General features: G+C 68.9%; 21 protein-coding genes and 1 tRNA gene. 16 read left to right on the forward strand and 6 right to left on the reverse strand.

The genetic code is table 11. From position 1 onward, the window contains the following. Positions 1-21: 21 nt before the first annotated feature. The 6 genes from BJ988_RS23150 (at position 22) to BJ988_RS23175 (ending at position 6,920) form a co-directional block, all read left to right on the forward strand. Positions 22-1,359 carry an MFS transporter gene (locus BJ988_RS23150; RefSeq protein WP_179660224.1) on the forward strand — a complete coding sequence of 446 codons (1,338 nt, stop codon included), beginning with the start codon at positions 22-24 and terminating at the stop codon, positions 1,357-1,359. 110 nt (positions 1,360-1,469) lie between these two features. Next, positions 1,470-2,156 (forward strand): hypothetical protein, encoded by a 687-nt coding sequence (locus BJ988_RS23155; RefSeq protein WP_179660225.1) that lies wholly within the window; start codon positions 1,470-1,472, stop codon positions 2,154-2,156. Positions 2,157-2,241: 85 nt separating this feature from the next. Continuing rightward, positions 2,242-3,456, forward strand: coding sequence for a PucR family transcriptional regulator (locus tag BJ988_RS23160; protein WP_179660226.1), 1,215 nt, complete (start codon positions 2,242-2,244; stop codon positions 3,454-3,456). Positions 3,457-3,578: 122 nt separating this feature from the next. Then, positions 3,579-4,463, forward strand: coding sequence for a hypothetical protein (locus BJ988_RS23165; protein WP_179660227.1), 885 nt, complete (start codon positions 3,579-3,581; stop codon positions 4,461-4,463). Then, a complete protein-coding gene (locus BJ988_RS23170; RefSeq protein ID WP_179660228.1) occupies positions 4,463-6,238 on the forward strand; it encodes a GMC family oxidoreductase N-terminal domain-containing protein in 1,776 nt (591 codons plus the stop codon). The genes BJ988_RS23165 and BJ988_RS23170 overlap by 1 nt, the downstream gene beginning before the upstream one ends. Before the next feature lie 94 nt (positions 6,239-6,332). Next, entirely contained in the window at positions 6,333-6,920 is a 588-nt protein-coding gene (locus tag BJ988_RS23175; protein ID WP_179660229.1) for a superoxide dismutase family protein, read from the forward strand. A 68-nt stretch (positions 6,921-6,988) separates the two neighbouring features. Here BJ988_RS23175 and BJ988_RS23180 read toward each other — a convergent pair whose 3' ends face one another. Further along, entirely contained in the window at positions 6,989-8,827 is a 1,839-nt protein-coding gene (locus BJ988_RS23180) for an RNA-binding domain-containing protein (RefSeq protein WP_218861072.1), read from the reverse strand. Here BJ988_RS23180 and BJ988_RS23185 point away from each other — a divergent pair. From BJ988_RS23185 to BJ988_RS23205, 5 genes are all read left to right on the forward strand, one after another. Beyond that, a complete protein-coding gene (locus tag BJ988_RS23185; protein ID WP_179660230.1) occupies positions 8,820-9,308 on the forward strand; it encodes a nucleoside deaminase in 489 nt (162 codons plus the stop codon). The two genes, BJ988_RS23180 and BJ988_RS23185, sit on opposite strands and share 8 nt — an antisense overlap. A 75-nt stretch (positions 9,309-9,383) precedes the next feature. Then, on the forward strand, positions 9,384-9,986 hold the full coding sequence (locus BJ988_RS23190) for a TetR family transcriptional regulator (protein ID WP_179660231.1): 603 nt from the start codon (positions 9,384-9,386) through the stop codon (positions 9,984-9,986). 98 nt (positions 9,987-10,084) lie between these two features. Further along, positions 10,085-11,677: an MDR family MFS transporter gene (locus BJ988_RS23195; RefSeq protein ID WP_179660232.1), complete on the forward strand. Its 1,593-nt coding sequence runs from the start codon at positions 10,085-10,087 to the stop codon at positions 11,675-11,677. Positions 11,678-11,769: 92 nt separating this feature from the next. Then, positions 11,770-14,193: a DUF6351 family protein gene (locus tag BJ988_RS23200; protein WP_179660233.1), complete on the forward strand. Its 2,424-nt coding sequence runs from the start codon at positions 11,770-11,772 to the stop codon at positions 14,191-14,193. 40 nt (positions 14,194-14,233) lie between these two features. Next, a complete protein-coding gene (locus tag BJ988_RS23205) occupies positions 14,234-15,091 on the forward strand; it encodes an alpha/beta fold hydrolase (protein ID WP_179660234.1) in 858 nt (285 codons plus the stop codon). A gap of 10 nt (positions 15,092-15,101) precedes the next feature. On the opposite strand, the gene BJ988_RS23210 is transcribed toward BJ988_RS23205, so the two are convergent. Then, the gene (locus BJ988_RS23210) at positions 15,102-15,836 is read right to left on the reverse strand and encodes an SDR family NAD(P)-dependent oxidoreductase (protein ID WP_179660235.1); all 735 of its coding nucleotides are present in this window, start codon (positions 15,834-15,836) and stop codon (positions 15,102-15,104) included. A 161-nt stretch (positions 15,837-15,997) separates the two neighbouring features. Here BJ988_RS23210 and BJ988_RS23215 point away from each other — a divergent pair, with 161 nt between their 5' ends. The 4 genes from BJ988_RS23215 to BJ988_RS23230 are packed head-to-tail and all read left to right on the forward strand — an operon-like array spanning position 15,998 to position 21,586. After that, positions 15,998-18,112 carry a neutral/alkaline ceramidase gene (locus tag BJ988_RS23215; RefSeq protein WP_179660236.1) on the forward strand — a complete coding sequence of 705 codons (2,115 nt, stop codon included), beginning with the start codon at positions 15,998-16,000 and terminating at the stop codon, positions 18,110-18,112. Next, positions 18,112-19,068 carry a sphingomyelin phosphodiesterase gene (sph, locus tag BJ988_RS23220; protein WP_179660237.1) on the forward strand — a complete coding sequence of 319 codons (957 nt, stop codon included), beginning with the start codon at positions 18,112-18,114 and terminating at the stop codon, positions 19,066-19,068. Before BJ988_RS23215 ends, sph begins: the two co-directional genes overlap by 1 nt. After that, positions 19,065-20,381, forward strand: a complete 1,317-nt coding sequence (locus BJ988_RS23225; RefSeq protein ID WP_179660238.1) for a D-arabinono-1,4-lactone oxidase — start codon at positions 19,065-19,067, stop codon at positions 20,379-20,381. The genes sph and BJ988_RS23225 overlap by 4 nt, the downstream gene beginning before the upstream one ends. Then, on the forward strand, positions 20,378-21,586 hold the full coding sequence (locus BJ988_RS23230; protein WP_179660239.1) for an alanine racemase: 1,209 nt from the start codon (positions 20,378-20,380) through the stop codon (positions 21,584-21,586). Before BJ988_RS23225 ends, BJ988_RS23230 begins: the two co-directional genes overlap by 4 nt. A gap of 18 nt (positions 21,587-21,604) precedes the next feature. Here the strand turns inward: BJ988_RS23230 and BJ988_RS23235 are convergent, their stop codons facing one another. The 3 genes from BJ988_RS23235 to BJ988_RS23245 all read right to left on the reverse strand — a co-directional run bounded on the left by BJ988_RS23235 (position 21,605) and on the right by BJ988_RS23245 (position 22,587). Continuing rightward, on the reverse strand, positions 21,605-22,204 hold the full coding sequence (locus BJ988_RS23235) for a TetR family transcriptional regulator C-terminal domain-containing protein (protein WP_179660240.1): 600 nt from the start codon (positions 22,202-22,204) through the stop codon (positions 21,605-21,607). Positions 22,205-22,342: 138 nt separating this feature from the next. Further along, positions 22,343-22,415, reverse strand: a tRNA-Thr gene (locus tag BJ988_RS23240). Between the two features lie 13 nt (positions 22,416-22,428). Further along, a complete protein-coding gene (locus BJ988_RS23245) occupies positions 22,429-22,587 on the reverse strand; it encodes a hypothetical protein (protein WP_179660241.1) in 159 nt (52 codons plus the stop codon). A 128-nt stretch (positions 22,588-22,715) separates the two neighbouring features. Here BJ988_RS23245 and BJ988_RS23250 point away from each other — a divergent pair, with 128 nt between their 5' ends. Beyond that, positions 22,716-23,642 (forward strand): LysR family transcriptional regulator, encoded by a 927-nt coding sequence (locus tag BJ988_RS23250; protein WP_179660242.1) that lies wholly within the window; start codon positions 22,716-22,718, stop codon positions 23,640-23,642. Between the two features lie 127 nt (positions 23,643-23,769). Here BJ988_RS23250 and BJ988_RS23255 read toward each other — a convergent pair whose 3' ends face one another. Then, entirely contained in the window at positions 23,770-24,375 is a 606-nt protein-coding gene (locus BJ988_RS23255) for a hypothetical protein (RefSeq protein WP_179660243.1), read from the reverse strand. Positions 24,376-24,493: the final 118 nt, after the last annotated feature.

The following is a 24,493-nucleotide window of genomic DNA, read 5'->3' on the forward strand; positions in this document are numbered from 1 at the left end:
CCACACCGAAAGAGACCCGAGATGAACCTTCGTGCGCGCATAGACGCCGCGGCGATGACGCCCTATCAGTGGATGGTCGTCGCGCTCTGCGTCCTGCTGAACTGTCTGGACGGATTCGACGTGATGGCCATGGCCTTCACCGCCTCCTCGCTGTCCGAGGAGTTCTCGCTCAGCGGCTCGGAGCTCGGTGTGCTGCTGAGCGCCGGCCTGGTCGGCATGGCGGTCGGCTCGCTGGCGCTGGCTCCGATCGCCGACGTCATCGGGCGCCGGCCGCTGATCCTGATCAGTGTCGGCCTCGCGACCCTCGGCATGCTGCTCTCCGCGGCCGCCCCGTCCGCCGTCCTGCTCGGCCTCGCCCGCGTGGTCACCGGGCTCGGTGTCGGCGGCATCCTGGCCAGCACCAACGTGATCGCGAGCGAGTACGCCTCGGCGCGCTGGCGCGGCCTGGCGATCGGCCTCTACACCGCCGGCTACGGCATCGGCGCCACCCTCGGCGGCGTGGCCGCACGCGCCATGCTGACCGACCTCGGCTGGCGCAGCGTCTTCGTCGCCGGTGGTATCGCGACCGGGGCCGCGCTGGTGCTCCTGCTCGTGCTGCTGCCCGAGTCGGTCGACTTCCTGGTCCAGCGCCGCCCGCGCCAGGCCGTCGAGCGGATCAACCGGATCCTCGGACGCCTCGGCCACCCGGCGGTCACCGCGGAGACGCTGGCGGCCACGCCGCGGGCGACGACCCGGCATCGCAGCGGCAACCCCGGCGTACTCCTGAGTGCTGACCTGCGCCGCTCCACCCTGCTCATCTGGGTGGCGTTCCTCGCCACGATGTTCGGTTTCTACTTCGTCAACAGCTGGACCCCGCAGCTTCTGGTGACCTCGGGGCTGTCGGAGGCGGACGCGGTCACCGCCGGGATGATGCTGGCGCTGGGCGGCACCGCCGGCTCGGTGCTCTACGGTCTCGTCGCCTCCCGGCTGGACAGCCGCCTGGTCCTGATCGCCTTCACCGTGCTGTCAGCGGTGACGATGGTCGTCTTCATCACCAGCACGGCACTGCTCACCGTCGCACTGGTCATCGGCGTCGTCGTCGGCGCACTCATCAACGGCTGCATCGCCGGGCTCTACACGATCACCCCGGCCGTCTACGGCACCGAGATCCGCAGCACCGGCATGGGCTGGGCGATCGGCATCGGCCGCATCGGGGCCATCCTGTCGCCGATGCTCGCCGGGCGCCTGCTCGACTCCTCGTGGACGCCGGTCAACCTGTACGTCGGTGCTGCCGTCGTCGTCGCGATCTCGGCCGTCGCACTGGTCTTCCTGCGCACCGGGCAGTCCGCGCGGACCGTTCCCGACGTGGCCTCGGCCTAGGGAAGCTCGGCCCAAGGAGTCGGCCCGTCTCGGTTGCAACCGAGACGGGCCGTCGACCGTCTAGATCGGTGGAACGCCCACTACGGACGTACGACCGACGAGGAGTCGCCATGTTCACGCCCCGCTTCCCGCTTCGCGCCACGCTGGCAGCGACCGCGACCATCGCCCTGCTCTGTCTGGCCGGATGCGGAAGCGACCCTGCGCCGGCGGCCTCGTCGTCTGCCGACACCTCGGCAGCGCCTTCCTCGACGGCTCCCTCCACCGAGCCGTCCGCGACCACCACTGCGACCCCGGTGCCCTCGGAGGCTCCGGCCTCGGCCGAGCCCACGCCCGAGCCGACGCCGAAGCTCGACTGGGGCGGGCCGCTGGCGCCCGGAGCCTTCGGGGCGATCGTCGCGAAGGGCAACGTACGTTCGCTCGTGAAGCAGGGCTGGATGACGCGGGACACCGCGCGCGAGGAGAACTGCGAAGGGCGCCACTGGAAGTGGGCCGAGCAGGTCGGCGACGGCGTCGACGTCACCTACGACCCGAAGGGAGACATCGTCTCCTTCGGGATGCGCGAGCCGGTCCTCGAGACGGCCGAGGGCGTCACGGTCGGTGACTCGCTGATGGTCCTCCAGGACGTGTACGGAGCGCGACCCCAGAGCACCAACGACTACGGCCAGACGACCTGGGTCGTCAAGGACGGCAACAGCTGGATCGGCTTCCTGCTCTCCGGCAACACCCGCGACGCCAAGATCGAGTTCATCGAGGTCTCTGTCGGGCGCCAGCCCGGCCTGCTCCGCGACGGCTGCTGACGGCTGTGACGGCGGACATACGGCCCTGTGCTGAGAACACAAAGAGCGCCGCCGGTTCGGAGATCACATTGATAGCCTCCAGCACATGTCCCACAAGCGACCCGGAGGCCCGCCACCGTCGCCGGTCCCGCAACCCCTGGCGATCACCCGCGCGCTGGCGGAACGACTGCTCCCGCGCGCAGAGGAGCTCGGCACGGTGCTCCGGGACACCCTGCAGGCCAAGGACGAGCGCTACGCGACGACCGACCTGATCGCTGCAGAGGAGCTGCTGAGGTCATGTCGGGACAACATGCTGCGCTCCCTCCAGTCCCTGGCCGACCAGGTGCCAGCCGACGTGAACGTCTTCGACGCCGCCCGGATCACCGCGCGACGACGGGCCGACGCAGGTTTCCCGCTCGAGTCGCTGCTGCACGCGTATCGCCTCGGCACCGAGGTGATCTGGGCCGCGCTTCTCGAAGAGGCCCGCTCCCGGGCCCCCGAGATGCTGGACGACCTCTTGGACAGCGCCGTCCAGGTCATGCAGCTCATCGACCTGATGTCGACGGCCGCCGCCGACGAGTACCGGACCCGAGAGCTCGAGGCCGAACGGCGTGACATCGAGCGGAGGCAGGCGATCCTCGAAGGTCTGCTGGAAGGGCGTGCCGCAGACCCGGGTTTCGCCACCGAGGCGATGCGAATCCTGGAGCTGACCTCGCACACGCGGATCGCGGTCGTGGTGATCCGGCACCGCGCCTTGCCGACCGGAACTCCTCCATCACCGGGGGCTTCGCTCGCCGCCGCGGGGTTCCGGTCCGAGTGGCGACTGCGCTCGGACCGCGAGATCGGGATCGTCGATCTGGGGCAGGCGACGGTCCCGCAGCTGGCGGCACGCCTGTCATCGATCGTCAACGGCTGGGCCGGCGTCTCTCAGGAGACGGTGGGCCTGGCCGACGTGCTCACCGAGTTCCGGATGGCGGAGCTGGTCCTGGCGAGCCTGTCGGCCGGGAAGCCCCGCGTTGCCGCTCTGGCCGAGAGGCTCCCCGAGGTGCTGATGGCAGCCAACCGCCCGATCGCGGCCCGGATCCGGTCCCGCGCCCTGGGCGATCTGCTCTCCGTCCCGCTCGACAAGCAGGAGTCGCTCCTCGAGACCCTGGACCACTGGTTCGCCACCAACCGGTCCACCTCGGAGACCGCGGCCAAGATGCACTGCCACCGCAACACCGTGGTCTACCGCCTCAAGCAGATCGAGGAGCTGACCGGTTGTCGCCTCGACGACGGCCGCGACCAGATGCTGCTCCGGCTGGCACTGCTCACGTCCTGACCAATCCCCTTGAACTGTGTGCCAGCACAGTTTGGCTTCGCCAACTCTGTGCGTGTCGCTGATGCCGCCGGCCCGGGTCCGATGGCACCGTCAGTCAGGCACCGAGCTCGGAGGTTTGTGTCATGGGGACACCGCAAGTCGATCGTCGTTTCTTTCTGACCCGTGTCGGGGTGCTGGGGGCCCTGGCCGCGGCCGGCACCGCGGTGCCGGGGGTCGCCAGGGCAGTCACCACCGGACCGGCGGACCCACTGGTCAGCGTGGTCTCCAAGCTGCTCGCCGAGCTCGCCCGGGACACTCTCAACGGGCTGGCGGTCTTCGTCGTACCCGGTCCTGATCCCTATTCCAGCACCCAGGGCACCCCGCGATCAGAGCCAGGGGCGATGGAGGCGAAGACCCCGGACTTCCTGATCGAGTCGCTCGACAACTACGTCCCGATGCCGGACCAGGTCGCCGCCGCCGTCGGCCGGGCGCTTGCCAACGGCCTCGCCGACGTGCCGATCGTGGTGCCGAACGGCCTCCCGCTGGTGCCCAGCTCGCTGCTCGCCGACCTCGACGACGTGATCAAGCTGCTGCTCCGCAACGACGCCGCGCTCCCGCTGTCCGCGGTGATCGCCCTGCTGCTCAACACCCAGGCGGTCCGCGTCGATCCCCGCTCGGCGGTCGGGCCGCACCTCTCACCGTTCTCCCGGCTCTCGTTCGCGAAGAAGGCAGAGGTCTTCGAGCTCCTCGAACACGCCGACCCGCAGCTCGTCAAGGCGATCGACGCCGAGCTGCCCGAGCCCCTGAGGGGCACGACCTCGGGGATCCTGCAGTTCATCGCGGGGGCGTTGCTGGAGTTCTCGGCATTCGGCACCTTCTGTGAGTGGTCGACCTTCGACGCCGACAAGCTGACCGTCAGCAGGCGACCCGTCGGCTGGGACCTGGCCAAGTACGACCCGGGGAGCATGGACGGCTGGGACGAGTTCAAGGGCTACTACCAGGGACGACAGAAAGTGAGCGCCCGCTGATGCGCGACGTGATCATCATCGGTGCCGGTGGCGGCGGCGCGGTCGCCGCCAAGGAGCTCGCGGCCCAGGGCCTCGACGTGCTCGTGATCGAGGGCGGCCCGCGGCACGCCAAGCCACGTGAAGAGTGGAGCCGGCTGGAGAACGACGCCAACAACCCGCTGACCGGCTACCTCCGCGTCGGCCAGGAGGACCGTTCTAAGCCCGCGGCCTACCGCGAGCTCCCGCAGAACTCCTTCCTGTGGCAGGTCTCCGGGGTCGGCGGCACCACACAGCACTACTTCGGCAACAGCCCACGGGCCTACCCCGGCGTCCTCGCCGGGTACGACGGCCCCGACGCCGCCCTGTACGACGTGGACCACCTCTTCCCGTTCTCCTACTCCGACCTGGTGCCCTACTTCGAGTGGGTCGAGACGACGCTGCCCGTGCAGACGGCCGCCGTCGGCACCAAGGAGTCGGTCTACCTGCAGGGCTGCGAGACCCTCGGTCTTCCGGTCCAGAAGACGAAGACGACGCTCGAGGCGTCGTACCGTCCTCAGGAGAACGCGATCCTGCAGCCGGGCGGCACCGCGGGCAGGACCAACGACGCCAACCTGCTGAAGTTCCCGCAGGCGACCGGCTGCACGTTCTGCGGACACTGCTTCCAGGGATGCGCATCGCCCGCCGGCGCGCCCCGCAACCTGGCCGCGAAGCGCTCCACCGACAACAGCTACATGCCGATGGCGCTCACCGCCGAGTCGTGGGCGCGAGGCGGCAAGGCCGTCGAGCTGGTCACCGACGCGACGGTCACCAAGATCCGTACGGAGGACGTCCGCGGCGAGCTGACCGCGACCGGCGTCACCTGGCTGGACAACCCCACGGGGATGGTGCACACCGAGGACGCCAAGGTCGTGGTGATGTCCGGCGGAGCCGTGGAGAACCCTCGACTGTGGTTCAACAGCGACCTGCCCAACCCCAACGACTGGGTCGGCCGCGGGTTCACCGACCACTACCTGGACTGGACCTTCGGTCTCTTCGACGAGAACGTCGGCAGCTCGAAGGGTCCTGCGTCCGCAGCGCGCACGGACTACCCGGGCTACGGGATGAACATGAACGTCGGCCTGATGCCGGGCATCGAGGCGTTCACGATGACCTTCTCCGACAGCGGTATCCGCGGTCAGTACACCAACGGACGCGGGATGACCGGCCCCTGGGACGGCACGACCGGTCGACTGGTCGGTCCGGAGCTGAAGGACGTGCTCGGGCACGGCCTCGACAACATCCTCAACGTGGTCAGCATCGTCGACGACGACGTCTCCCCGATCAACCGGGTCACCCTCTCCACCCTGCCCGCCGACGAGAACGGTCCGATCCCGAAGGTCCGCTTCGACAACCGGCACCGCACCCCTCGTAGCCAGCGCAACCGCGAGTTCCTCGCACGCGAGGCCGCCAAGCTGCTGAAGGGCGCGGGCGCGAAGAAGGTCTACCGGATGGACTTCCCAGCCCTCCCGCTGCACGTCCACTCGACGATGCGGATGGGCGAGTCCGAGGAGGACTCGGTGGTCGACCACAGCGGTGAGGCCCGTGCCGTGAAGCGGCTCTTCGTCGCCGACAACTCCGCACTGCCCAACTCCGTGGGCGGCCCCAACCCGACGCTGACCATGCAGGCGATGGTCACCCGGATCAGCGAGCACATCGTGACCCGCTACTTCGACGGTGAGGCCTGGGTCGCGAAGGGGTCCCCGGTCCTGTCGACCGACTCGCGGATCTCCCGCCGGCTTGTGGAGCTCGGGCTCTGACATCTGCTTGCGACTCGTGGCGCCGGTGCTCGAAGAGGGCCCGGCGCCACGAGTACGTTGGGGGTGACCGGATCCATTCTCGTGGAGGTATCCCATGTCCCGCCGTGCAACCGCTGCCACCCTCGCTGCCTGTGGCCTGCTGACTCTCGCCGCCTGCGGGGAGGGGGCAGACTCTGGCTCGAACGACCGCAACGAGGTGAGCGCGAAGTTCATCGATCCCGACGGTAAGAAGGTCGGCACCGTCGAGATCGAGGAGGACGACGGGGCCACCCAGGTCAACGTCCGGGTGAGCGGCCTGTCGGCCGGATACCACGGCTTCCACGTGCACACGACCGGGAAGTGCGAGGCCGACAGCGCGGCGCCCGACGACCCGTCGAAGACCGGCGACTTCCTCTCCGCCGGTGGTCACCTCAACCCCGACGACAGCGCCCACGGCGAACACCTCGGCGACCTGCCTTCGCTCCTCGTGAACGAGGACGGCACCGCCGACCTGGAGTTCACCGGCCCCTTCACCCTCGACGACCTCCGGGACGCGGACGGCAGCGCGGTCATGATCCACGCGGGCTCGGACAACTACGCCAACGTCCCAGAGCGATACGCCCCCGAGGGCCCAGACGAGGACACCACCAAGACCGGCGACGCCGGCGACCGGATCGCCTGCGGCGTCATCGATGCCGGCTGACCCCAATGGACGCTCCTAGCGAAGGGGACCGGTCATGCGGGCAGGACGGATGCCCGGCGTTTTCGCCATCAGGTCGCTGTCGGCCTGACGTAGTGGGCGGCGCGGCGTTCTCCGACCAACAGAAGTACCCCGGCGTCTGTAAGACGTTTGAGGGCAACGCGCGCCTGGTTGGGCGTCAGATGACAGAGCTCGGCGGTCTTGCCGCGGGTGATGCTGCCGAACTGGTCGACGTACGCCAAGATCATGTGATCCTGCTGGATGGGATCGGTGTCCTGGAGCCGCACATACACGCTGGCTTGAGCGAGCCGGAAGAACGAGGCGGTCAGGTGGTGGCGACGGCTGCGACCGTTCCCGCGCGACTCGACTAGGCCCATCTCGGCCAACCTCGCAACGTTCGCCCGGACGATCGATTCGGACTCGTGTGTGGCCTGCACGAGCTCGTTGGTGGTCTCGGGTCCCATCGCCTTGATCTCATTGAGTATCTGCAACTGGGCGAGCTGGAGTGTCCGTCCCTTGGCGTCCTCATACTCGACCACGAAACGGACCATCTCGAGGTCTGCGTCGCTGGTGGGGATCTGAACGATGACGGCGCTGTTGTTGGTCGCCGAGTAGTCGGGTACGCCACGACCGGCGCGCAACAGTTGGCCGTACATCTCGCGGATGCCTCGGCCGGCGCGGTCCACGATGCCTGCACGTTTGAAGGCCTCGGCCAGGATCGCGCTACGCGGCTTGGAATCATCGAGGAAGTTCTTCAGCGTGATGCCAGCAGGGAAGCCGCCCGGACTCTTGACGCGAAACTGGTCGTCGGTGAGTTGCACCGTGATCGGACCGATTTCGGAGTAGTCGCGGTGCACAAGGGCGTTGGCGATCGACTCACGAACGGTGCCACTCGGCACTCGGGCGATGCCGATCCGGTGTAACCCGACCATGAGCTCTTGCTCGGAGTTCCGCACGTCAACCAGATCGAAGAGGCGGTCTGCTGCCTTGAACAGTGGCAGTCTCATCGTTTCGTTCGTTGCAATGGCGGTCCCACGCAACTCCTGGAAGACCACCTCCGAGGTCGGCACGAAACGAGCGACTGCCTCGGTTGTGCCAAAGAGCAGAATCGCGCCGAGCGTGAGCGTATTTCGATCCTCGGGGAGCATCAAACGCAGGCTGCGGAGGATCTCTTCGTCAGCGCGTTCCGCGAGGGTTCCGTCACCCTTCGTGGTCGCGCACATCCTCCGGAAGCGTTCGAACTCGTCCCGGTCGAGATCTGCGAGGGTCGCCCCGCGTGCAGGTGTCGCAGCATAGTCGCGGCCCTGCACTGTGAGACCGACGGACAACATCTCGTGCAGCGGGTACGCCACGCACTCGGGTGTGCCGTCCACCTTCAACGATCGACGGACGTACTTCCCGGTTTTGGAACCGATCGGGAAGGGCATATTCGGCACGTCGATCACAGCAATTGGCTTGTCGTCGACCTCGACCATCTCGACAGAGATGGCGATTGGGGTGTCTGTCTTGTTGAGAATCAGTGCCTGGAGCAGGTGCGGGTCGGTCGCTTCTCCGTGGCGCGGCGCCATGCCGGTGACCCGCCCGTCGTCCTCGACGCCAAGAAGGAGCAACCCGCCCTCACCGTTGGCGAGGCAGACAACGGCCTCAACCAGCGCGTTGTCGTTGATCGCCCCGGGCGTCGCTCGTTTGAACTCGACGGTCAGCGACTCGCCCACCGCAATCACATCGGCCAGTTGTTGAGGTGTCACACGACCATAGTTATGCATAGTTATGGCAGTCACAAGGAGGATCGGCTCGACACGCCATAAATATGCAATCCGCTTCCATAAGGACGACGCCCTGGCAACCGACGATTGCAGGAAATTGAACGACACCCACCGCCGTTCGCCGCAGACTAGAGCGATGACCACCGTACTCACCTCAACCGACATGGCCCACCTGCGACGCTGCTTGGAGCTGGCGGCGGAGGCGCTGGCGGACGGGGACGGTCCGTTCGGGTCCGTCCTGGCCGACAGCGACGGCAACGCGCTCCACGAAGGCCGCAACCGAGAGACATCGACGGGCGACCCGACGGCGCACCCCGAGTTCGAGCTCGCCCGCTGGGCGGCGATGAACCTCGACCCGGAGGCGTGTGCCGGCGCGACCGTCTACACCTCCGGCGAGCACTGCCCGATGTGCTCGGCGGCGCAGGGCTGGGCGGGTGTGGGCCGAGTCGTCTACATCGCATCCTCCGCGCAGCTGACGCAGTGGCGAGCCGGTTGGGGAGCCGGTGAGTCGCCGGTGCGAGCGCTGCCGATCCAGGAGGTCGCGCCCGCGATCGACGTCGTCGGCCCCGTCCCCGAGCTGGTCGAGGAGATCCGCGCGCTCCACCAAGCGGCCGCGGGCGCCTGAGCGTCCGCGTCGTGTCACCGCAAACACACTCTTCTTGCATTGACTGCAACTTGCACTCACTGCAAGAATAATCCGGTGCCCTCCACCCCGCCTCCGAACGCCCGCGCGCGTCAGAAGCGGGAGCGTCGGCTGGCGCTGATCGAGGCTGCTCAGCGACTGGTCGGCGAGCGTGGTCTCGACGACGTCACCGTGGAGGAGATCAGCTCGGCGGCAGGGTTGTCGACGCGTACGTTCTTCAACTACTTCGACTCCAAGGACGACGCGGTCCTCGGCATCGAGGAGATCGACCTCGACGCCGAGGTGCGCACACAGTTCGTCGCCGGCGGGCCGTCAGGGCGGCTGATGACCGACCTGGAGGCGCTGGTGGCGGGATTCCTCAGGAATGCCGCCCCCAACATCGAGCAGGGCGAGCGGGCGATGCGGCTGATGATGGCCGAACCCCGCCTTGTGCAGCGACACATCGCCTGGCACCAGCGCGTCGTCGGTGAGCTCGAAGCCCTGCTCGCAGAGCGACGCACAGCACGGCCCTCCCCTGTCGACGACGACACGATCGGGATGGTCGCCGGCCTGCTGATGCGGGCGAGCGCGCTCGCCTGGGCGCGGTCGGGGTACGAGGGCGACGCGGTCGCCCATCTGCCCGAGGCGATCGCCCAGCTCCGCATCCTGCTCGACGACTAGCCGCAGCCTCAACCTCTCGGGACTTCGCACGTCACACGGGACCCGTGTGTCGCCACCTCTTCAACACCTCTTCAACACCTGCCTGGAAGGTTCCACTCATGAGTCATACGGTCGCGCCCGACGCGCCCGACAAGCCCCTGATCGTGCTGACACCACGTACGATCTGGCTGATCTTCGGGGCCCTGATGGCCTCGATGTTCCTCTCTTCCCTCGACCAGACGATCGTGAGCACCGCGATGCCGACGATCGTCGGGGAGCTCGACGGGGTCGAGCACCAGGGGTGGGTGATCACGTCCTACATCATGGCTATCGCGATCGTGATGCCGCTGTACGGGAAGTTCGGCGACCTGTGGGGTCGTCGCTGGCCGTTCCTGGTCGCCGTCACCCTGTTCACGCTCGGCTCGCTCTTCGGCGGGATGGCTCAGACGTTCCCCGAGCTGGTCGCCGCCCGCGGTCTCCAGGGGCTCGGCGGTGGCGGGCTGATGATCCTGTCGCAGGCGGTCATCGCCGACATCGTGCCCGCCTCCGAGCGCGGCAAGTACATGGGTCCGATGGGTGCGCTCTTCGGTATCTCCGCGGTCATCGGACCGCTCCTCGGTGGCTGGCTCACCGACGGTCCGGGCTGGCGCTGGACCTTCTGGATCAACGTACCGATCGGCATCATCGCGTTCGCGGTGGCCTGGTTCGCGCTCAGGCTGCCCTCGCACCGTTCAAACCAGCCGGTCGACTGGCTGGGGATCATGTTCATGGTGCTCTCCACCTGCGGCATCGTGCTGCTGACGTCGTGGGAGTCGCTCGGCCACGACGGCTACGACTGGTCCTCGCCGCAGCTGCTCGGGCTGCTCGTCGGCACCCTGGCCTCGGTGGCCGCCTTCATCGTCGCCGAGACCCTCGCGCCCGAGCCGCTGATCCCGCTGCGCCTCTTCAAGAACCCCACCTTCACCGTGACCACGCTGATCGGTCTGGTGCTCGGAATGGGGATGTTCTCGGCGATGGCGATGCTGCCGACCTTCCTGCAGATGTCGACCGGTGCCTCGATCACCGGCTCCGGGCTCCTGATGCTGCCGATGATGGCCGGGATGATGCTGACCGCGATCGGTTCGGGTATCGCGATCTCGAAGACGGGTCGTTACAAGATCTTCCCGATCGTCGGTCTGGCCATCACCGCGGCCGGGATCGCCTGGATGACGACCATCTCGGGCGACATGTCGATGGTCGTCTTCGGGCTGATGATCTTCGTGCTCGGCGCCGGGATGGGCTTGGTCATGCAGACCATCGTCCTGGCCGTGCAGAACGCGGTCGACCCGCACGAGCTCGGCACCGCGACCTCGGCGAACAACTTCTTCCGGGAGATCGGTGCGACCGTCGGCACCGCGCTGTTCACGACGGTCTTCACCACCCGGCTGAGCGACAACTTCGAGGGGCTGGCGGCGAAGATGGAGGCCTCGGGGCTGATGCCGGCCGACGGGTCCGGGTTCTCCGGTGGAAGCCTCACCCCTGCCGCTGTCGACAAGCTGCCGGAGCCGCTCCACAGCTGGGTCGTCAACGCCTTCACCGAGGCGCTCGCACCGGCGTTCTGGTATCTCGTGCCGCTGGTCCTCCTCGGTCTCGCGCTCGCGCTGTTCCTCAAGGAGGTCAAGCTCTCCGACGAGGCCGGCATGGTCGCACGCGGGGAGGCCGTCGCCGGCTGAGGCACCCTTGACGGTCACCGCGACAGGGGGCATTCTCCTGTCACGGCGACCGTCTACTCGAGGGACGTGCGCAGCTCTCGGAAAGGCATGCCATGCCCGCTCGCGCACTGCCCGTCTCGATCACCACGGCGTCCGCTCTCATCGCGAGCATGCTGCTCGGTGCCACTCCGGCTGCGGCGGCGCCCGCGCCGGAGGACATTGTCGTGGAGACGCTCTCCAACCGGGCCGACCTGGTCTTCGACGGCAACGCCCTGGTGCGGATCACGCTGCCGGGCGACGCCGACCCGGAGGACCTGCGGGTGTGGCTCGACGACACCCGCCACTCGTCCACGCGCAGAGGTGACCGTGACGTCACCGCCGCCTTCGCCGAGCGACCCAACGGCGAGATCGAGGGCGTCGTACGCGGGCTGCGGGTCGGGACCAACGAGCTGACCGCACGTCTTCGGGACGGGCGCGGGGCCTGGCTCACGATCACCAACCACCCGCGCGGCGGGCCGATCTTCTCCGGGCCGCAGCTGCAGCCCTGGCGATGCCAGCCGACCGCGACGGACGAGCAGTGCAACCAGGAGCCGGAGATCAGCTGGCTCTACAAGTCCACCAACGCGCTGCTCGACGGACTGCAGCCCTACGACCCGGCGAACCCGCCTCGTGACGTCGGCACTACGACCACCGACGAGGGCGTGAGGGTGCCGTTCGTCGTCCGGGTCGAAACCGGTTACCAGAACCGCGACCAGTATCGGATCGCCGTGCTCTGGCAGCCCGGTGAGCCGTGGCGGCGCTGGCGTCCGCAGCAGCAGTGGAACAACAAGCTGTTCATCCCGCACGGCGGCAGCTGCGGGGTCGACCACGAGGTGGGCGCAGCGCCGACCAAGGACTACGCCGGCACCTTCGACCTCGGCATACCGGGCGTCGCGGACGCGTTCGGGGACAGCCCGACCGTCGCGCTCGGGCGTGGCTTCGCCATGCTCTCGACCGCGCTGGCCAACACCGGCCACAACTGCAACGTGACCTCCGCGGCCGAGTCGCTGATGATGGCCAAGGAGCACCTCGTCGAGACGTACGGCGACCTGCGCTACACGATCGGCAGCGGTTGCTCGGGTGGCTCGATCGCGCAGCAGACCATCGCGAACGCCTACCCGGGGATCTACCAGGGCCTGGTCGTCACCTGCTCCTACCCCGACTCGCTCTCGCCGGGGCTGCAGTTCTCCGACTACCACCTGCTCCGCAAGTACTTCGAGAGCTCTGCGCGGCTCACCGACGGGAAGTTCTGGAACCCGCTGCAGTGGGCGGCGGTCGAGGGCCACCTGCTGCCGGTCAACGCGGTCGTCGCCGACGAGGGCCTGTTCAAGCAGGCGGTCATGCCGACGCACCCGTGCGCCGGGGTCAGCGACCAGGAGCGCTACGACGCGAAGAGCAACCCCGGCGGCGTACGCTGCTCGATCATCGACGGCGCCATCAACGTCTTCGGCCCGCGGCCGGAGAGCGTGTGGACGCCGCAGGAGAAGCAGATCGGGCGTGGCTTCGCGGCCTCGCCGCTCGACAACACGGGTGTGCAGTACGGTCTCGAGGCGCTCCGCGCCGGGACGATCACCCCGGAGCAGTTCGTCGACGTCAACGAGAAGGTCGGCGGGCTCGACATCGACGTCCAGCCGCGGCCGCAGCGCTCGGTCGCCGACCCGACCGCGCTCACCAACGCCTACCGCAGCGGCATGGTCAATACCGCCAGCAACCTGTCCGAGGTGGCGATCATCGACCACGGCGGCCCCGACCCCGGTCTCGCGCACGACGCGCGCTGGGCCTGGGCGATGCGCGACCGGCTGGCCCGAGAGCAGGGTCACGCCGACAACCAGGTGATCTGGTACGGCGTGACGCCGCTCATCGGCGACCCGAGCTACTCCAAGGAGGCGCTGCTGGCGATGGACCGGTGGCTGGCCTCGGTCGAGGCGGACGAGCGTGACGTACCGCTTGCCGACAAGGTGGCCCAGGACCGCCCCGGCGACCTGCACGACCGGTGCACCCAGGCGCAGGGCGTCTCCAGCGAGGACGGCCTGTTCCTCCCGGTCGCCGACCCGCTCGTGGACGATCTGACCGGCGGCGTGCTCGACGGTCTGAACGGCGCCGTCAACCCGGTCCTGGATCCCGCGCTGAACCTCGTCGTCGACCCGGTCTCGGACGTGGTGTGCGGGCTCGGACCGGTCAGCGACCTGGTCAAGACCGACTTCGCGACACCGCGGATCGTGGCCGGCGACAACAACTACTCCGACAACGCCAAGTGTCACCTCAAGCCGCTGCGTCGCACCGACGACTACGGCGCGTTCGGCCTCACCGACGCCCAGTGGGCACGCCTGCAGAGGGCCCTCCCGAGCGGGGTGTGCGACTACAGCAAGCCGGGCGTCGGGTTCTCCGAGACGGTGCCGTGGCTGACTTACCAGCGAGCCGACGGCTCTGTCGTCTACGGCGGTACGCCGATGGGCGGGGCCCCGCGCTCGGCGCCGTTCGGAGGCGTGGCCGAATAAAGACCAGCGGACCCATCGGATCGGTCGCTATGGTCTCGCCATGCCTTCCGCTGATCCGACCATCGTCCTGGTTCACGGCGCCTTCGCCAACTCGTTCTCCTTCGCACCCCTCCAGGCCGAGCTCGCGCTACGCGGCCTCCGCTCGCTCGCGGTAGACCTCCCCGGCCACGGCTTCGAGGCGACCTTCCCGGTGGCCTATCAGGCAACCCAGGACCTCGCCGCGCTGGCGTCGGCTCCGGGCGGCATCAAGGGCGTGACCCTCGCCGACAACGTGGCCCACCTGGTCGCGGTCCTCACCCGCGCCAAGGAGAACGGACCGGTGGTCGTCGTCGCGCACAGCCGCGGCGGGATCACCCTGACCGCGACGGCCAACGCGCGCCCGGACCTGATCGACAAGATGGTCTACGTCTCGGCCTGGGCCCCGGTGGAACTCGATGCCGTGGCGTACAACGCGGAGCCGGAGATGTCCTCCTTCGACGCCTCGGTGTTCATCGGCGCGGCCGCCGCGAACCCTGCCGACGTCGGTCTGCTCCGCTGCAACTTCCGCACCGCGTCCCCCGAGGTCCTCGCCGGCCTCAAGCACGCCTTCATGGCCGACGGCACCGACGACGAGTTCCGTACGTTCCTCAACACCTTCCAGCCCGATGAGAACCTCGATGCCGGCGGCCCCGACGACCGCGCCCAGGCGGCGACCTGGGGCACGGTCCCGCGAGCCTACGTACGCCTCGGCGAGGACGTCAGCATGCCGCCTGCGATGCAGGACCGGCTCATCCGCGAGGGCGACGCCCTGACTCCGGACAACCCGTACGCCGTCCACACCCTGGAGTCGAGCCACCTCGGCTGGCTCGTCCACCCGGCGCCGGCCGCCGACCTCCTCGCGGAGGTCGCGGCCGGCTGACCTGGCCGTTCTACCAGGCCACGGGGCCGTTCGCGTCGACGAACGTTCCCGACGGAGCGTCGTCGGGCAGCGTCGCAGCGCGGTGAATCACCCCGGCGGCCTGGTCGGGCGTGGTCGGTGCGTTGTCCTTGTTGATCGGGGTCAGGTCGGTCTGCACGAACCCCGGGCAGACCGACGTGACCTTGATCGAGGTGTCCGCAAGAGCCTTCGCCAGTGCGATGGTGACGTTGTTCAGCGCGGCCTTGGAGGACTGGTAGGCGGGCACGACCATGCCGTAGTACGGCGACTCCGGGTTGGTCTGGTCGGTCAGCGAACCCATCGTCGTCGTCACGTTGACGATGCGGGCCGCCTCGCTCATACGGAGGAGAGGCAGGAACGCCTCCAGGACGGCGACCGCGCCGAGCACGTTGGTGGCGTAGGTAACGCGGAACATCTCGAGGTCGACGACCTCGGCCGGCTCGGCGTTGGTCGCCTCCGGGAGTACGCCCGCGTTGTTGACCAGCACGTCCAGGTGGCCGTGGGCCGCGGCGACAGCGTCCGCGGCACGCTGCACGCTGTCTCGGTCGGTGACGTCCAGCTGAAGCGCCGAGGCCGAGTGACCGGCGGCGACGAGCCGGTCCACGTGCGCCTGGAGATCCTCGGGTCGGCGTCCGGTCAGGATGACGTGCGCACCGCTCTGGGCGAGGCGGCGGGCAGTTGCCTCACCGATCCCGCGGCTGGCTCCGGTGACAAGGGCGACCTTCATGTGCTTCCCATCGTTCGAATTGGTTGTTCCATGAACCATTCAACAGGCTTCGGCCCGGTAGTTCTGGCGGTAATCGGACATCGCACCGGACCCCGGTCCACGAAGTAGGTCATCTGTCCAGGACTATTGACCCAGTGGGATCGAGCAGGCATCCTCCTGTTATGACGCGCGTCACATGGAGGACCACCGGGGCTGTCACGTTGCTGGCGGTCGCCACTCTCGGGATCACGACGTTGCCGCCGCCGTCCTCGGCGAGCGGCGCCGACACGACGTACGCCTCGACGGCGCGCGCCGACCACAGAACGGATCAAGGGGCCGGCGACTATCTCGTCGGCCGCGGCATCGCCGACGTCACCGGAGAGGTGGCCGAGGCCGGGATGATGGGGTACGCCGACCTCAGCCAAGCCAGCAGCGGGCTGCACATGCGCCAGCGCGCCCGTGCCTTCGTGATCGGTGACCCGGAGTCGGACGAGCGCGTGGTCCACGTCCTCGCCGACGCGGGGATGATCTTCCAGAGCGTCCGCGACGCCGTCCTCGCCAAGCTCGAGCAACGCTTCGGCGACACCTACACCGAGCGCAACGTGATGCTGACCGCGACCCACACGCATGCGGCTCCCGGCGGCTACTCGCACCACACGCTCTACAACATCACCACCCTGGGCTACCACGGCAAGACCTTCCGCGCCCTCGTCGACGGGATCGTCACCTCCATCGAGCGGGCCGACGCCGACCTCGCGCCGGCAGAGCTGAGCGTGTCGGCCAGCGAGCTGACCAACGCCAACGTCAACCGCTCGAAGACCGCGTTCGACCGCAACCCGGAGGCGGACAAGGCCCACTTCCCCGGTGGCGTCGACACCCGGAGCACCACTCTTCAGGTGCGCCGCGAAGGCGAGTTGGACGGGGTCATCAACTGGTTCCCGGTCCACGCGACGAGCATGTCGACCGACAACACCCTGGTGAGCCCCGACAACAAGGGCTACGCCGAGTACGCCTGGGAGCGGCTCGCGCGAGGCGTCGACTACATCGAGGACAGCCGCGACCCCGGCTTCGTGGCCTCCTTCGCGCAGACCAACGCCGGCGACATGTCGCCGAACCTCAACCTGCGGCCCTCCGACGGCCCGACCACCGACCAGTTCGAGAACACCCGGATCATCGGCACCAGGACGTACGACGCTGCCCGCCGTGGGCTCGACGACGACCGGGCGCTGGCCGGAGGCGTCGACTCCCGGATCGTGTACGTCGACTTCGCGAACACCGCAGTGCGCCGCGAGTTCACTCCCGACGGGAAGCCGCACAGCACCTGTCCGGCAGCGCTCGGGGCGTCGTTCGCTGCCGGCAGCACCGAGGACGGCGGCGGCGGGCTGCCGATCTTCAAGGAGGGCAAGGACGGCGGCAACCCGGCGGTCGCAGCGATCTCCGAGGCGCTCTACACCGCCAGCCCAGCGCTGCGAGCGTGCCAGGCGCCGAAGGAGATCCTGCTCCCGGTCGGGGCGCTCGACATGGTGCAGCAGAAGCTGCCGGTGCAGCTCGTCAGGATCGGCGACCTCTACCTCGTCGGGGTCCCGGCCGAGGTGACCGTGGTCTCCGGCCTGCGGCTGCGGCGCGCCGTCGCCGAGGCGGTCGGCACGGACCTCGACAACGTGCTGGTGCAGGGCTACACCAACGCCTACGCGCACTACCTGACCACGCCGGAGGAGTACGACGCCAAGGAGTACGAGGGCGCCTCGACCCTCTTCGGGCGCTACGAGCTCCCGGCCTTCATGCAGACCGTGGCCGATCTGGGTGCCGCGATGCGCACCGGGGTCGACGTCCCGCTCGGGGCCAAGGAGCGCGACCGCAGCGCCCTGCAGCTCCCCTCGCCGCAGGGCGCGGTGGTGGCCGATGCACCTCCGATCGCCAAGAGCTACGGCGACGTGCTGACGGCCCCGGCTGCGACGTACCGGCCCGGCGGGCAGGTGAGCGTGACGTTCGCCGGCGCGCATCCCAACAACGATCCGCACCACGAGGGCAGCTACCTGACGGTGGAGCGGCGGGTCTCGACGAGCTCGACCGGCGAGCCACGCTGGCAGCGGATCGCCGACGACAGCGACTGGTCGACGAAGCTCCACTGGGCGCGCTACGGCGTCGCCGCGTCGAAGGTGACGATCACCTGGGACGTACCGGACGACGTGGAGCCGGGGAGCTACCGGATCCGCTACTTCGGTGACGCCCGGAGCCTGCTGGGGAACGTGCGCTCGATCAGCGGCACCAGCCCGACGTTCGCGGTGGTCGACTGATGCGCGCCGTGACAGCGATGGTCGCGGCGGTGTGTGCCGTCGCCGCGATCGCCGGCCCCGGAACGACGCCGGCATCGGCATCCCCCGGCGAAGGCAGTGCAAAGCTCGCCAACCGGGCCGGCCTGAGCATCCTGACCCACAACGTCGCGATGCTGCCGGCCATCGCCGGTGGAAAGGCCAACGCCACCAGGGCAGAGCTGATCGCGGGCGCCGACTACGTCCGCGGCCACGACGTCGTGGTGCTCCAGGAGGCGTTCGACAACGGTCCCTCCGACACCCTGAAGTCACGCCTGGCCAGCCAGTATCCCCATCAGACGCCGGTCCTCGGCCGATCCCGCTCGGGCTGGGACGAGACGCTGGGGTCCTACTCCGCCCTGACCCCCGAGGACGGCGGCGTGACGATCCTCAGCCGGTGGCCGATCACCCATCGCGCGCAGTACGTGTACGCCGACGGCTGCGATACCGACTGGTTCTCCAACAAGGGCTTCGTCTACACCCGCCTCGACGTCGGCGGCCGCCCGGTGCACGTGGTCGGCACCCATGCGCAGGCCGAGGCCGCACTGTGCTCGGACGCCGCCGCGACCCGGAAGCGGCAGTTCACCGAGCTCGACGGCTTCCTCGACGGGCTGAGGATCCCCGCCGACGAGCCGATCGTGATCGCCGGCGACCTCAACGTGATCAAGGCTTCCCCGGAGTACGACGCCATGCTGTCCACGCTCGACGTCACCGCCCCGTCGTACGCCGGCCATCCCTACACCTGGGACCCGGAGACCAACCCGCTGGCGTCCTCCGGCGGGCGCGAGCACCTGGACTACGTCATGTTCCGGCGCGGCCACCCGCAGCCTCGGGGGTGGACCAACACCACCCTGACGCCGAGCTCGCCGCCCTGGAGCGCGGGCGGGACGACCTACACCGACTACGCCGACCACTATCCGGTCCGGGGAGGGACGCCGTGAGCTGGCAGAACTGGGCAGGCACCGAGCGGGTCACGCCTGCGCGCGTGGTCGCGCCCGCGACGACGGACGAGGTGGCGGCCGCCGTCAAGACGGCGGTCGGCGACGAGCTGCCGGTGCGGATGATCGGGTCCGGGCACTCCTTCACGGGGGCGGCGGTCGCCCCCGGCGTACAGCTGGTTCCGGACCGGCTCGACGGTGTCCACTCGGTCGACCGCGAGTCGGGGCTGGTGACGATCGCCGCGGGCATCCCGCTGCACCGGCTCAACCCGATCCTCGCCCGGCACGGCCTGGCGATGGAGATCCTCGGCGACATCGACCGGCAGACGGTGGCGGGCGCGATCTCGACCGGGACGCACGGAAGCGGCGCGGAGTTCGGCAGCATCTCGACGCAGGTACGCGGGCTCGAGCTGGTGCTCGCCGACGGGTCGGTCGTGGAGTGCTCAGCGACCGAGCGGCCGGAGCTGTTCGAGGCCGCGCGGGTCTCGTTCGGCGCGCTCGGCGTGATCACCAAGGTGACGCTGCAGTGCGTGCCGCTCTACGCGCTGCGGGCCGTCGACGCGGCAGCGCCGCTCGAGGACGTGCTCGACGGCGTGGACGACCTGGTCGCCGCCAACGACCACTTCGAGTTCTTCTGGTTCCCGCACACGACGACGTCGCTGACCCGGAGGTTCCAGCGGCTGCCCGGTGACACCGAGCTGCGTCCGATGAGCCGGCTGACCCGTACGGTCGACGACCGGATCGTCACCAACATCGGCTTCGAGGCGATGCTGCGGGCCGGCACCCGGTTCCCGCGCCTGGTCCCCGGCATCACCCGGTTCGTGACCAAGGCGATCTCCGCGCGCGACTTCACCGACCTGGCGCCCAACGTGTTCGCGTCGGAACGGAACGTACGTTTCCGCGAGGGCGAGTACTTCGTGCCGCGCGACGCGCTCGTCCCTGCGCTGCGCGAGCTGAAGCGATGGGTCGACACCCATGATGAGCCGGTCTCGTTCCCGTTCGAGGTCCGGTTCGTACGTCACGACGACATCTGGCTCTCGCCGGCCTACCAGCGGGACTCGGCCGTCGTCGCCTTCCACCAGTACCACCGGATGCCGCACGAGCGCTGGTTCGACGTCTGCGAGGACGTCCTCGGCGCGGCCGGCGGCCGGCCGCACTGGGGCAAGATGCACCGGCTCGACGCGTCGGCGATGCGTGAGCGCTATCCCCGCTTCGACGACTTCGTCGCGCTCCGCGACCACCTCGACCCCGCCGGGGTCTTTGCCAACCCCTACCTGGACCGCGTGCTCGGCCCAGCCCCGGAGGCCCGACGATGACCCTGACCCTGCCCGGCGGCCCCGCCCGAACACCATGGGCGGACCTGCTCGCCGCGACCGAGCACCTGGACCCGCCGTTCGCCGTCCTCGACGTGGCAGCGGTGCGCACCAACGCTCACCAGCTGGTGCGCCGCGCCGCCGGGAAGCCGATCCGAGTAGCCAGCAAGTCGATCAGAGTGCGATCGGTGATCCGGGACGCTCTGCAGGTCCCGGGGATGTCCGGCATCCTCGCCTTCACCCTGCCCGAGGCGCTCTGGCTCGCCGAGGAGCACGAGGACGTGGTCGTCGGATACCCGACCACGCACCGCGAGGCGCTCCAGCGGCTGGCCAAGGACGAGGAGCTCGCCTCCCGGGTCACCCTGATGGTCGACAGCCCCGATCACCTCGACCTGACGGCCGCGATCGTCGGCCCCGACGGTCCGCCGATCCGGATCTGCCTGGAGCTCGACGTCTCGCTCCGGCTCGCCGGCGGCCGGGTCCACCTGGGCGCTCGCCGCTCGCCGGTGCACGCACCGGAGGAGGCCGCCGCGCTGGCCCGCAAGGTCGCCGCCCACCCGCGCTTCGAGCTGGTCGGCCTGATGGGTTACGAGGGCCAGATCGCGGGGATCGGCGACAACCAGCCCGGTCTGCGCAGGTTCGCGGTCCGGGAGATGCAGCGGCGGTCGGCTGCCGAGCTCGCCGAGCGTCGCGCCGCCGCGGTCGCCGCCGTCCGGAGCGTCGCGCCGTTGGAGTTCGTCAACGGAGGCGGCACCGGCAGCCTCGAGCTCACCGCGGCCGAGCCGGCGGTCACCGAGGTGGCGGCCGGCTCCGGCCTGTTCGCGCCCCGCCTGTTCGACTTCTACACCCGTTTCCAGCCCCAGCCTGCGGCGTACTTCGTGCTCTCGGTCGTACGCCGCCCCTCCCCGCAGCACGCCACCGTGCTCGGCGGCGGATGGATCGCGTCGGGCGCCGCCGGCAAGGACCGGCTGCCGACGCCAGTGTGGCCGCCGGACCTGTCGCTCGTCGACCAGGAGGGCGCCGGTGAGGTGCAGACGCCGCTGGTGGGGGCGCGGGTCGACGAGCTCGGCCTCGGTGACCACGTCTGGTTCCGGCACACGAAGGCCGGCGAGCTCTGCGAGCATGTCGACGAGATCGTCCTCGTCGAGGGCGACCGTGTCGTCGACGTGGTCTCGACCTACCGCGGCGAGGGGAAGACCTTCCTCTGACGGGCGGACCTGGGCAGGTCAGGCGCGCTGCTCGACCAGTCCGAGCAGCTGCGTCGCGGCCAGATCGATCGCCGCGCCCGCGGTCTCCGCGTCGCCCTCGTTGAGGTAGAGCAGCGTCAGACCGTCCACGATCGCGGTCAGGTAGCGCGCGAGCACCGCGACGTCGACCGTCCAGGTCACGCCGGCGCTGGCCGCGAGCGTCTCGATCACCGTGGTGTGCGCGTCCAGGTAGGTGCGGTACTGCAGCCGGGCGATCTCTGCCAGCGCCGGGCTGCGCGTCGCGTACTGCGTCAGCTCGTAGGTCACCCGGTGCTCGTCGGGGTTGTCCAGGACGTGCTGCCAGTAGGACGCCAGCCCGCCGCGCAGCTTCTCCTCCAGCGTCCCCGGGCCCTCGATGATCTCCAGCGCCGGCGCCAAGGTGTGACCGGTGATCGTCGTGATCACCTGCTCCAAGAGCTCCTCCTTGGAGCGGAAGCAGTAGTGGAAGGTGCCGAGCGGCATGTCGGCCTCCGCCACGATGGACCGGGTGGTGGCCTGGGCGACGCCGTCCCGCGCCATCACCTGGATCGCGGCCTGGACCAGCAACCGTCGTCGTTCGTCCGCAGACACCCTCGCCACGTGACCAAGACTAGCGTCCAAGACAGCCCCGCCTGAGACGGGCAGGGGACACAAGCGGCGGGTGAGGGCGAAGGACAAAGCAACAAAACCCGGCCTTCGCAGCCGTGTTGTGGCTGGTCGGGACCGGGTTTCTGTCGGAGCCGCCTGTCGGAATCGAACCGACGACCTTCTCATTACGAGTGAGACGCTCTACCGACTGAGCTAAGGCGGCGTACCGTCATCCGTTACCGCATGAAGCGGGTCTGGTTGAGCGGACCGGAAGAGTGTACCGAGACTGCGCGCTCGACACTAAAACGGTGCGCTTCGACCTGCTCGTCGATGGTCATGCGGGTGGGCTTGCCCTTGCCGATGAGGCGGCCCAAGCGGCGTACGCCGTGCTTCATTGTTGCTCTGCTCCCCTGTGAAGATGTTTCTGCCACCGACTGTGGACACAGTGGTGGTGATTCAAGGATGACCGGTGGCGACTCATAGAGGTAGGCGATCTTTCCTTTAAAAGACATAGGATGTCTCTATGTTGTCGCTGCACCAGCTCCGCGTGTTCCTCGCGGTCTACGAGCATGGCTCGCTGACCGCGGCGGCCGAGGCGCTCGGTTATGCGCAGCCGTCCATCTCGGAGCAGGTCAGAGGCTTGGAGCGTACGCTCGGCGTCCAGCTCTTCCGACGCGTCGGGCGCGGGGTGGTGCCGACGGGCGTGGCCGACGAGCTGAGACCCCACGCGGAGCGTACGGTCGCGGCCGCCGAGGAGGCACGCAAGGCCGTTCAGGCGGTGAAGCAGTTCGAGACCGGCACAATCCGGTTCGGGATGTTCGGGATCGCGCGACTCTATGGCGGCGCCGGCTTGGTCGCGGACGTGCTCGATCGATACCCGGGCGTCCGCGTCGAGCTGATCGGCCAGAACTCCGCCGAGGTCCAGGACGACCTGCGGCGTGGGCGGCTCGAGGCGGCGATGCTCTCGGTCGGCAGCGTCTCCGGCGAAGGGCTGAAGGTCACGCCGGTCGCGCGAGACGAGCTCGTCTACATCTCCGCCGACCCGGCCCACTTGGCCACGCCGGTCACCCCCCACCGGCTCTCGCTGGCCACCCTGGTCATGTCCGACACGACCTGGAGCGCTGAGGACCCGACCCGCGTCACCATCCGCAACCTGCTCCACGAGACCGGCCGCAACCCGCCGAGCCGGATCGAGGTCGAGGACATCGAGACGGCGGTCGAGCTGGTCGGGATGGGGTATGCCGACGGCGTCGTCCCGAAGGGAGCCGCCGAGCAGCTGCTCCCCCGGCTGGCGCCGAAGGCCGGATGGGTGTCACTGCGACCCCGGACGTACGACACCTTCGCCGTCGTCCATCGCAACGACGCCACCCTCTCCCCCGCCGCCACGCTGATGATCGAGCTGGCCACCAAGCGGATCCAGGCCATCGCGGACCCGGTCCACCGGCGATAAGGCCAGACCTCCATCAAGGCGGTGTCCTGAGGCTTGTCGAAGGGTATGCAGGCGAAGGTCTACATCCCGCGCGGAGGTCCGCTGGGGATGTGAGCCTTCGCCTGCATACCTTGACGAACGGGCAAGCTCAGTCGCAGCCGTAGCCGTCGTTGTCCCGGTCGAGACGCCACGGGTCGGAGCTGTTGTTGACCCGTACCGGCTTCTTGGACGCCGGGATCTCGCCACAGTCGAGGTCGTTGCCGCTGGTCGCGTTGTAGACCTTCACGCCATTCCGGTACGTGTAGTCCAGGCCCGAGGTCGCGGGAGGCGTGCTGCCACGCTTCCGCAGGTAGAACGACGCGGACACGTCGGTCCGCCGGTTGGCGTCGCCGGCGAACTTCCAGCGGTAGTAGCGGCTGACCTTCGGGGTCACGATCACGGCGCACTTGCCGTACCGGTTGGTGACGCAGGAGGCCACGTTGCCCCAGCGGCCGCTGGCCTTCTTCTGCAGGTGGATGCGCTTGCCCTTGACCGCGTTGCCGCCTGCGGTCAGCTTGCCGACGGGGCGGTAGGACCTCGTCCCGTACTTGTTGGCAGAGACCTTGACGACCTTGGTGACCACCTTGGCGACGGACCCCGTGGGCGTGGCGGCGTAGGCGGCGGGCTGACTGATGACGGGGGCTACTGCGATCGCCAAGGCGGCGACTGCGGTGGCAGCGAAGACCTTCGTCGTCGAACGGATTCGCTGGTGCATGATCACGTAGGCGTGACCCTTCTTCTCGTAATGACGGCTTCCGGTTGAGATCCTCTGAGTCAGAGAGATCCACCGGGGCGTCATGACGAGAACCCACCCGAGATGGGGTATATCCGCT

The organism is Nocardioides panzhihuensis, from assembly GCF_013408335.1.
Taxonomy (GTDB): Bacteria; Actinomycetota; Actinomycetes; order Propionibacteriales; family Nocardioidaceae; genus Nocardioides; species Nocardioides panzhihuensis.

What these genes read in the sequence shown, in the direction of transcription:
- BJ988_RS23165 (WP_179660227.1), top strand. Translation starts at nt 3,579, where the DNA reads ATGGGGACACCGCAAGTCGATCGTCGTTTCTTTCTGACCCGTGTCGGG.
- sph (WP_179660237.1), top strand. Translation starts at nt 18,112, where the DNA reads ATGCGCGCCGTGACAGCGATGGTCGCGGCGGTGTGTGCCGTCGCCGCG.
- BJ988_RS23185 (WP_179660230.1), top strand. Translation starts at nt 8,820, where the DNA reads ATGACCACCGTACTCACCTCAACCGACATGGCCCACCTGCGACGCTGC.
- BJ988_RS23155 (WP_179660225.1), top strand. Translation starts at nt 1,470, where the DNA reads ATGTTCACGCCCCGCTTCCCGCTTCGCGCCACGCTGGCAGCGACCGCG.
- BJ988_RS23150 (WP_179660224.1), top strand. Translation starts at nt 22, where the DNA reads ATGAACCTTCGTGCGCGCATAGACGCCGCGGCGATGACGCCCTATCAG.
- BJ988_RS23245 (WP_179660241.1), bottom strand. Translation starts at nt 22,587, where the DNA reads ATGAAGCACGGCGTACGCCGCTTGGGCCGCCTCATCGGCAAGGGCAAG.
- BJ988_RS23250 (WP_179660242.1), top strand. Translation starts at nt 22,716, where the DNA reads ATGTTGTCGCTGCACCAGCTCCGCGTGTTCCTCGCGGTCTACGAGCAT.
- BJ988_RS23215 (WP_179660236.1), top strand. Translation starts at nt 15,998, where the DNA reads ATGACGCGCGTCACATGGAGGACCACCGGGGCTGTCACGTTGCTGGCG.
- BJ988_RS23195 (WP_179660232.1), top strand. Translation starts at nt 10,085, where the DNA reads ATGAGTCATACGGTCGCGCCCGACGCGCCCGACAAGCCCCTGATCGTG.
- BJ988_RS23230 (WP_179660239.1), top strand. Translation starts at nt 20,378, where the DNA reads ATGACCCTGACCCTGCCCGGCGGCCCCGCCCGAACACCATGGGCGGAC.
- BJ988_RS23175 (WP_179660229.1), top strand. Translation starts at nt 6,333, where the DNA reads ATGTCCCGCCGTGCAACCGCTGCCACCCTCGCTGCCTGTGGCCTGCTG.
- BJ988_RS23210 (WP_179660235.1), bottom strand. Translation starts at nt 15,836, where the DNA reads ATGAAGGTCGCCCTTGTCACCGGAGCCAGCCGCGGGATCGGTGAGGCA.
- BJ988_RS23170 (WP_179660228.1), top strand. Translation starts at nt 4,463, where the DNA reads ATGCGCGACGTGATCATCATCGGTGCCGGTGGCGGCGGCGCGGTCGCC.
- BJ988_RS23205 (WP_179660234.1), top strand. Translation starts at nt 14,234, where the DNA reads ATGCCTTCCGCTGATCCGACCATCGTCCTGGTTCACGGCGCCTTCGCC.
- BJ988_RS23160 (WP_179660226.1), top strand. Translation starts at nt 2,242, where the DNA reads ATGTCCCACAAGCGACCCGGAGGCCCGCCACCGTCGCCGGTCCCGCAA.
- BJ988_RS23255 (WP_179660243.1), bottom strand. Translation starts at nt 24,375, where the DNA reads ATGCACCAGCGAATCCGTTCGACGACGAAGGTCTTCGCTGCCACCGCA.
- BJ988_RS23200 (WP_179660233.1), top strand. Translation starts at nt 11,770, where the DNA reads ATGCCCGCTCGCGCACTGCCCGTCTCGATCACCACGGCGTCCGCTCTC.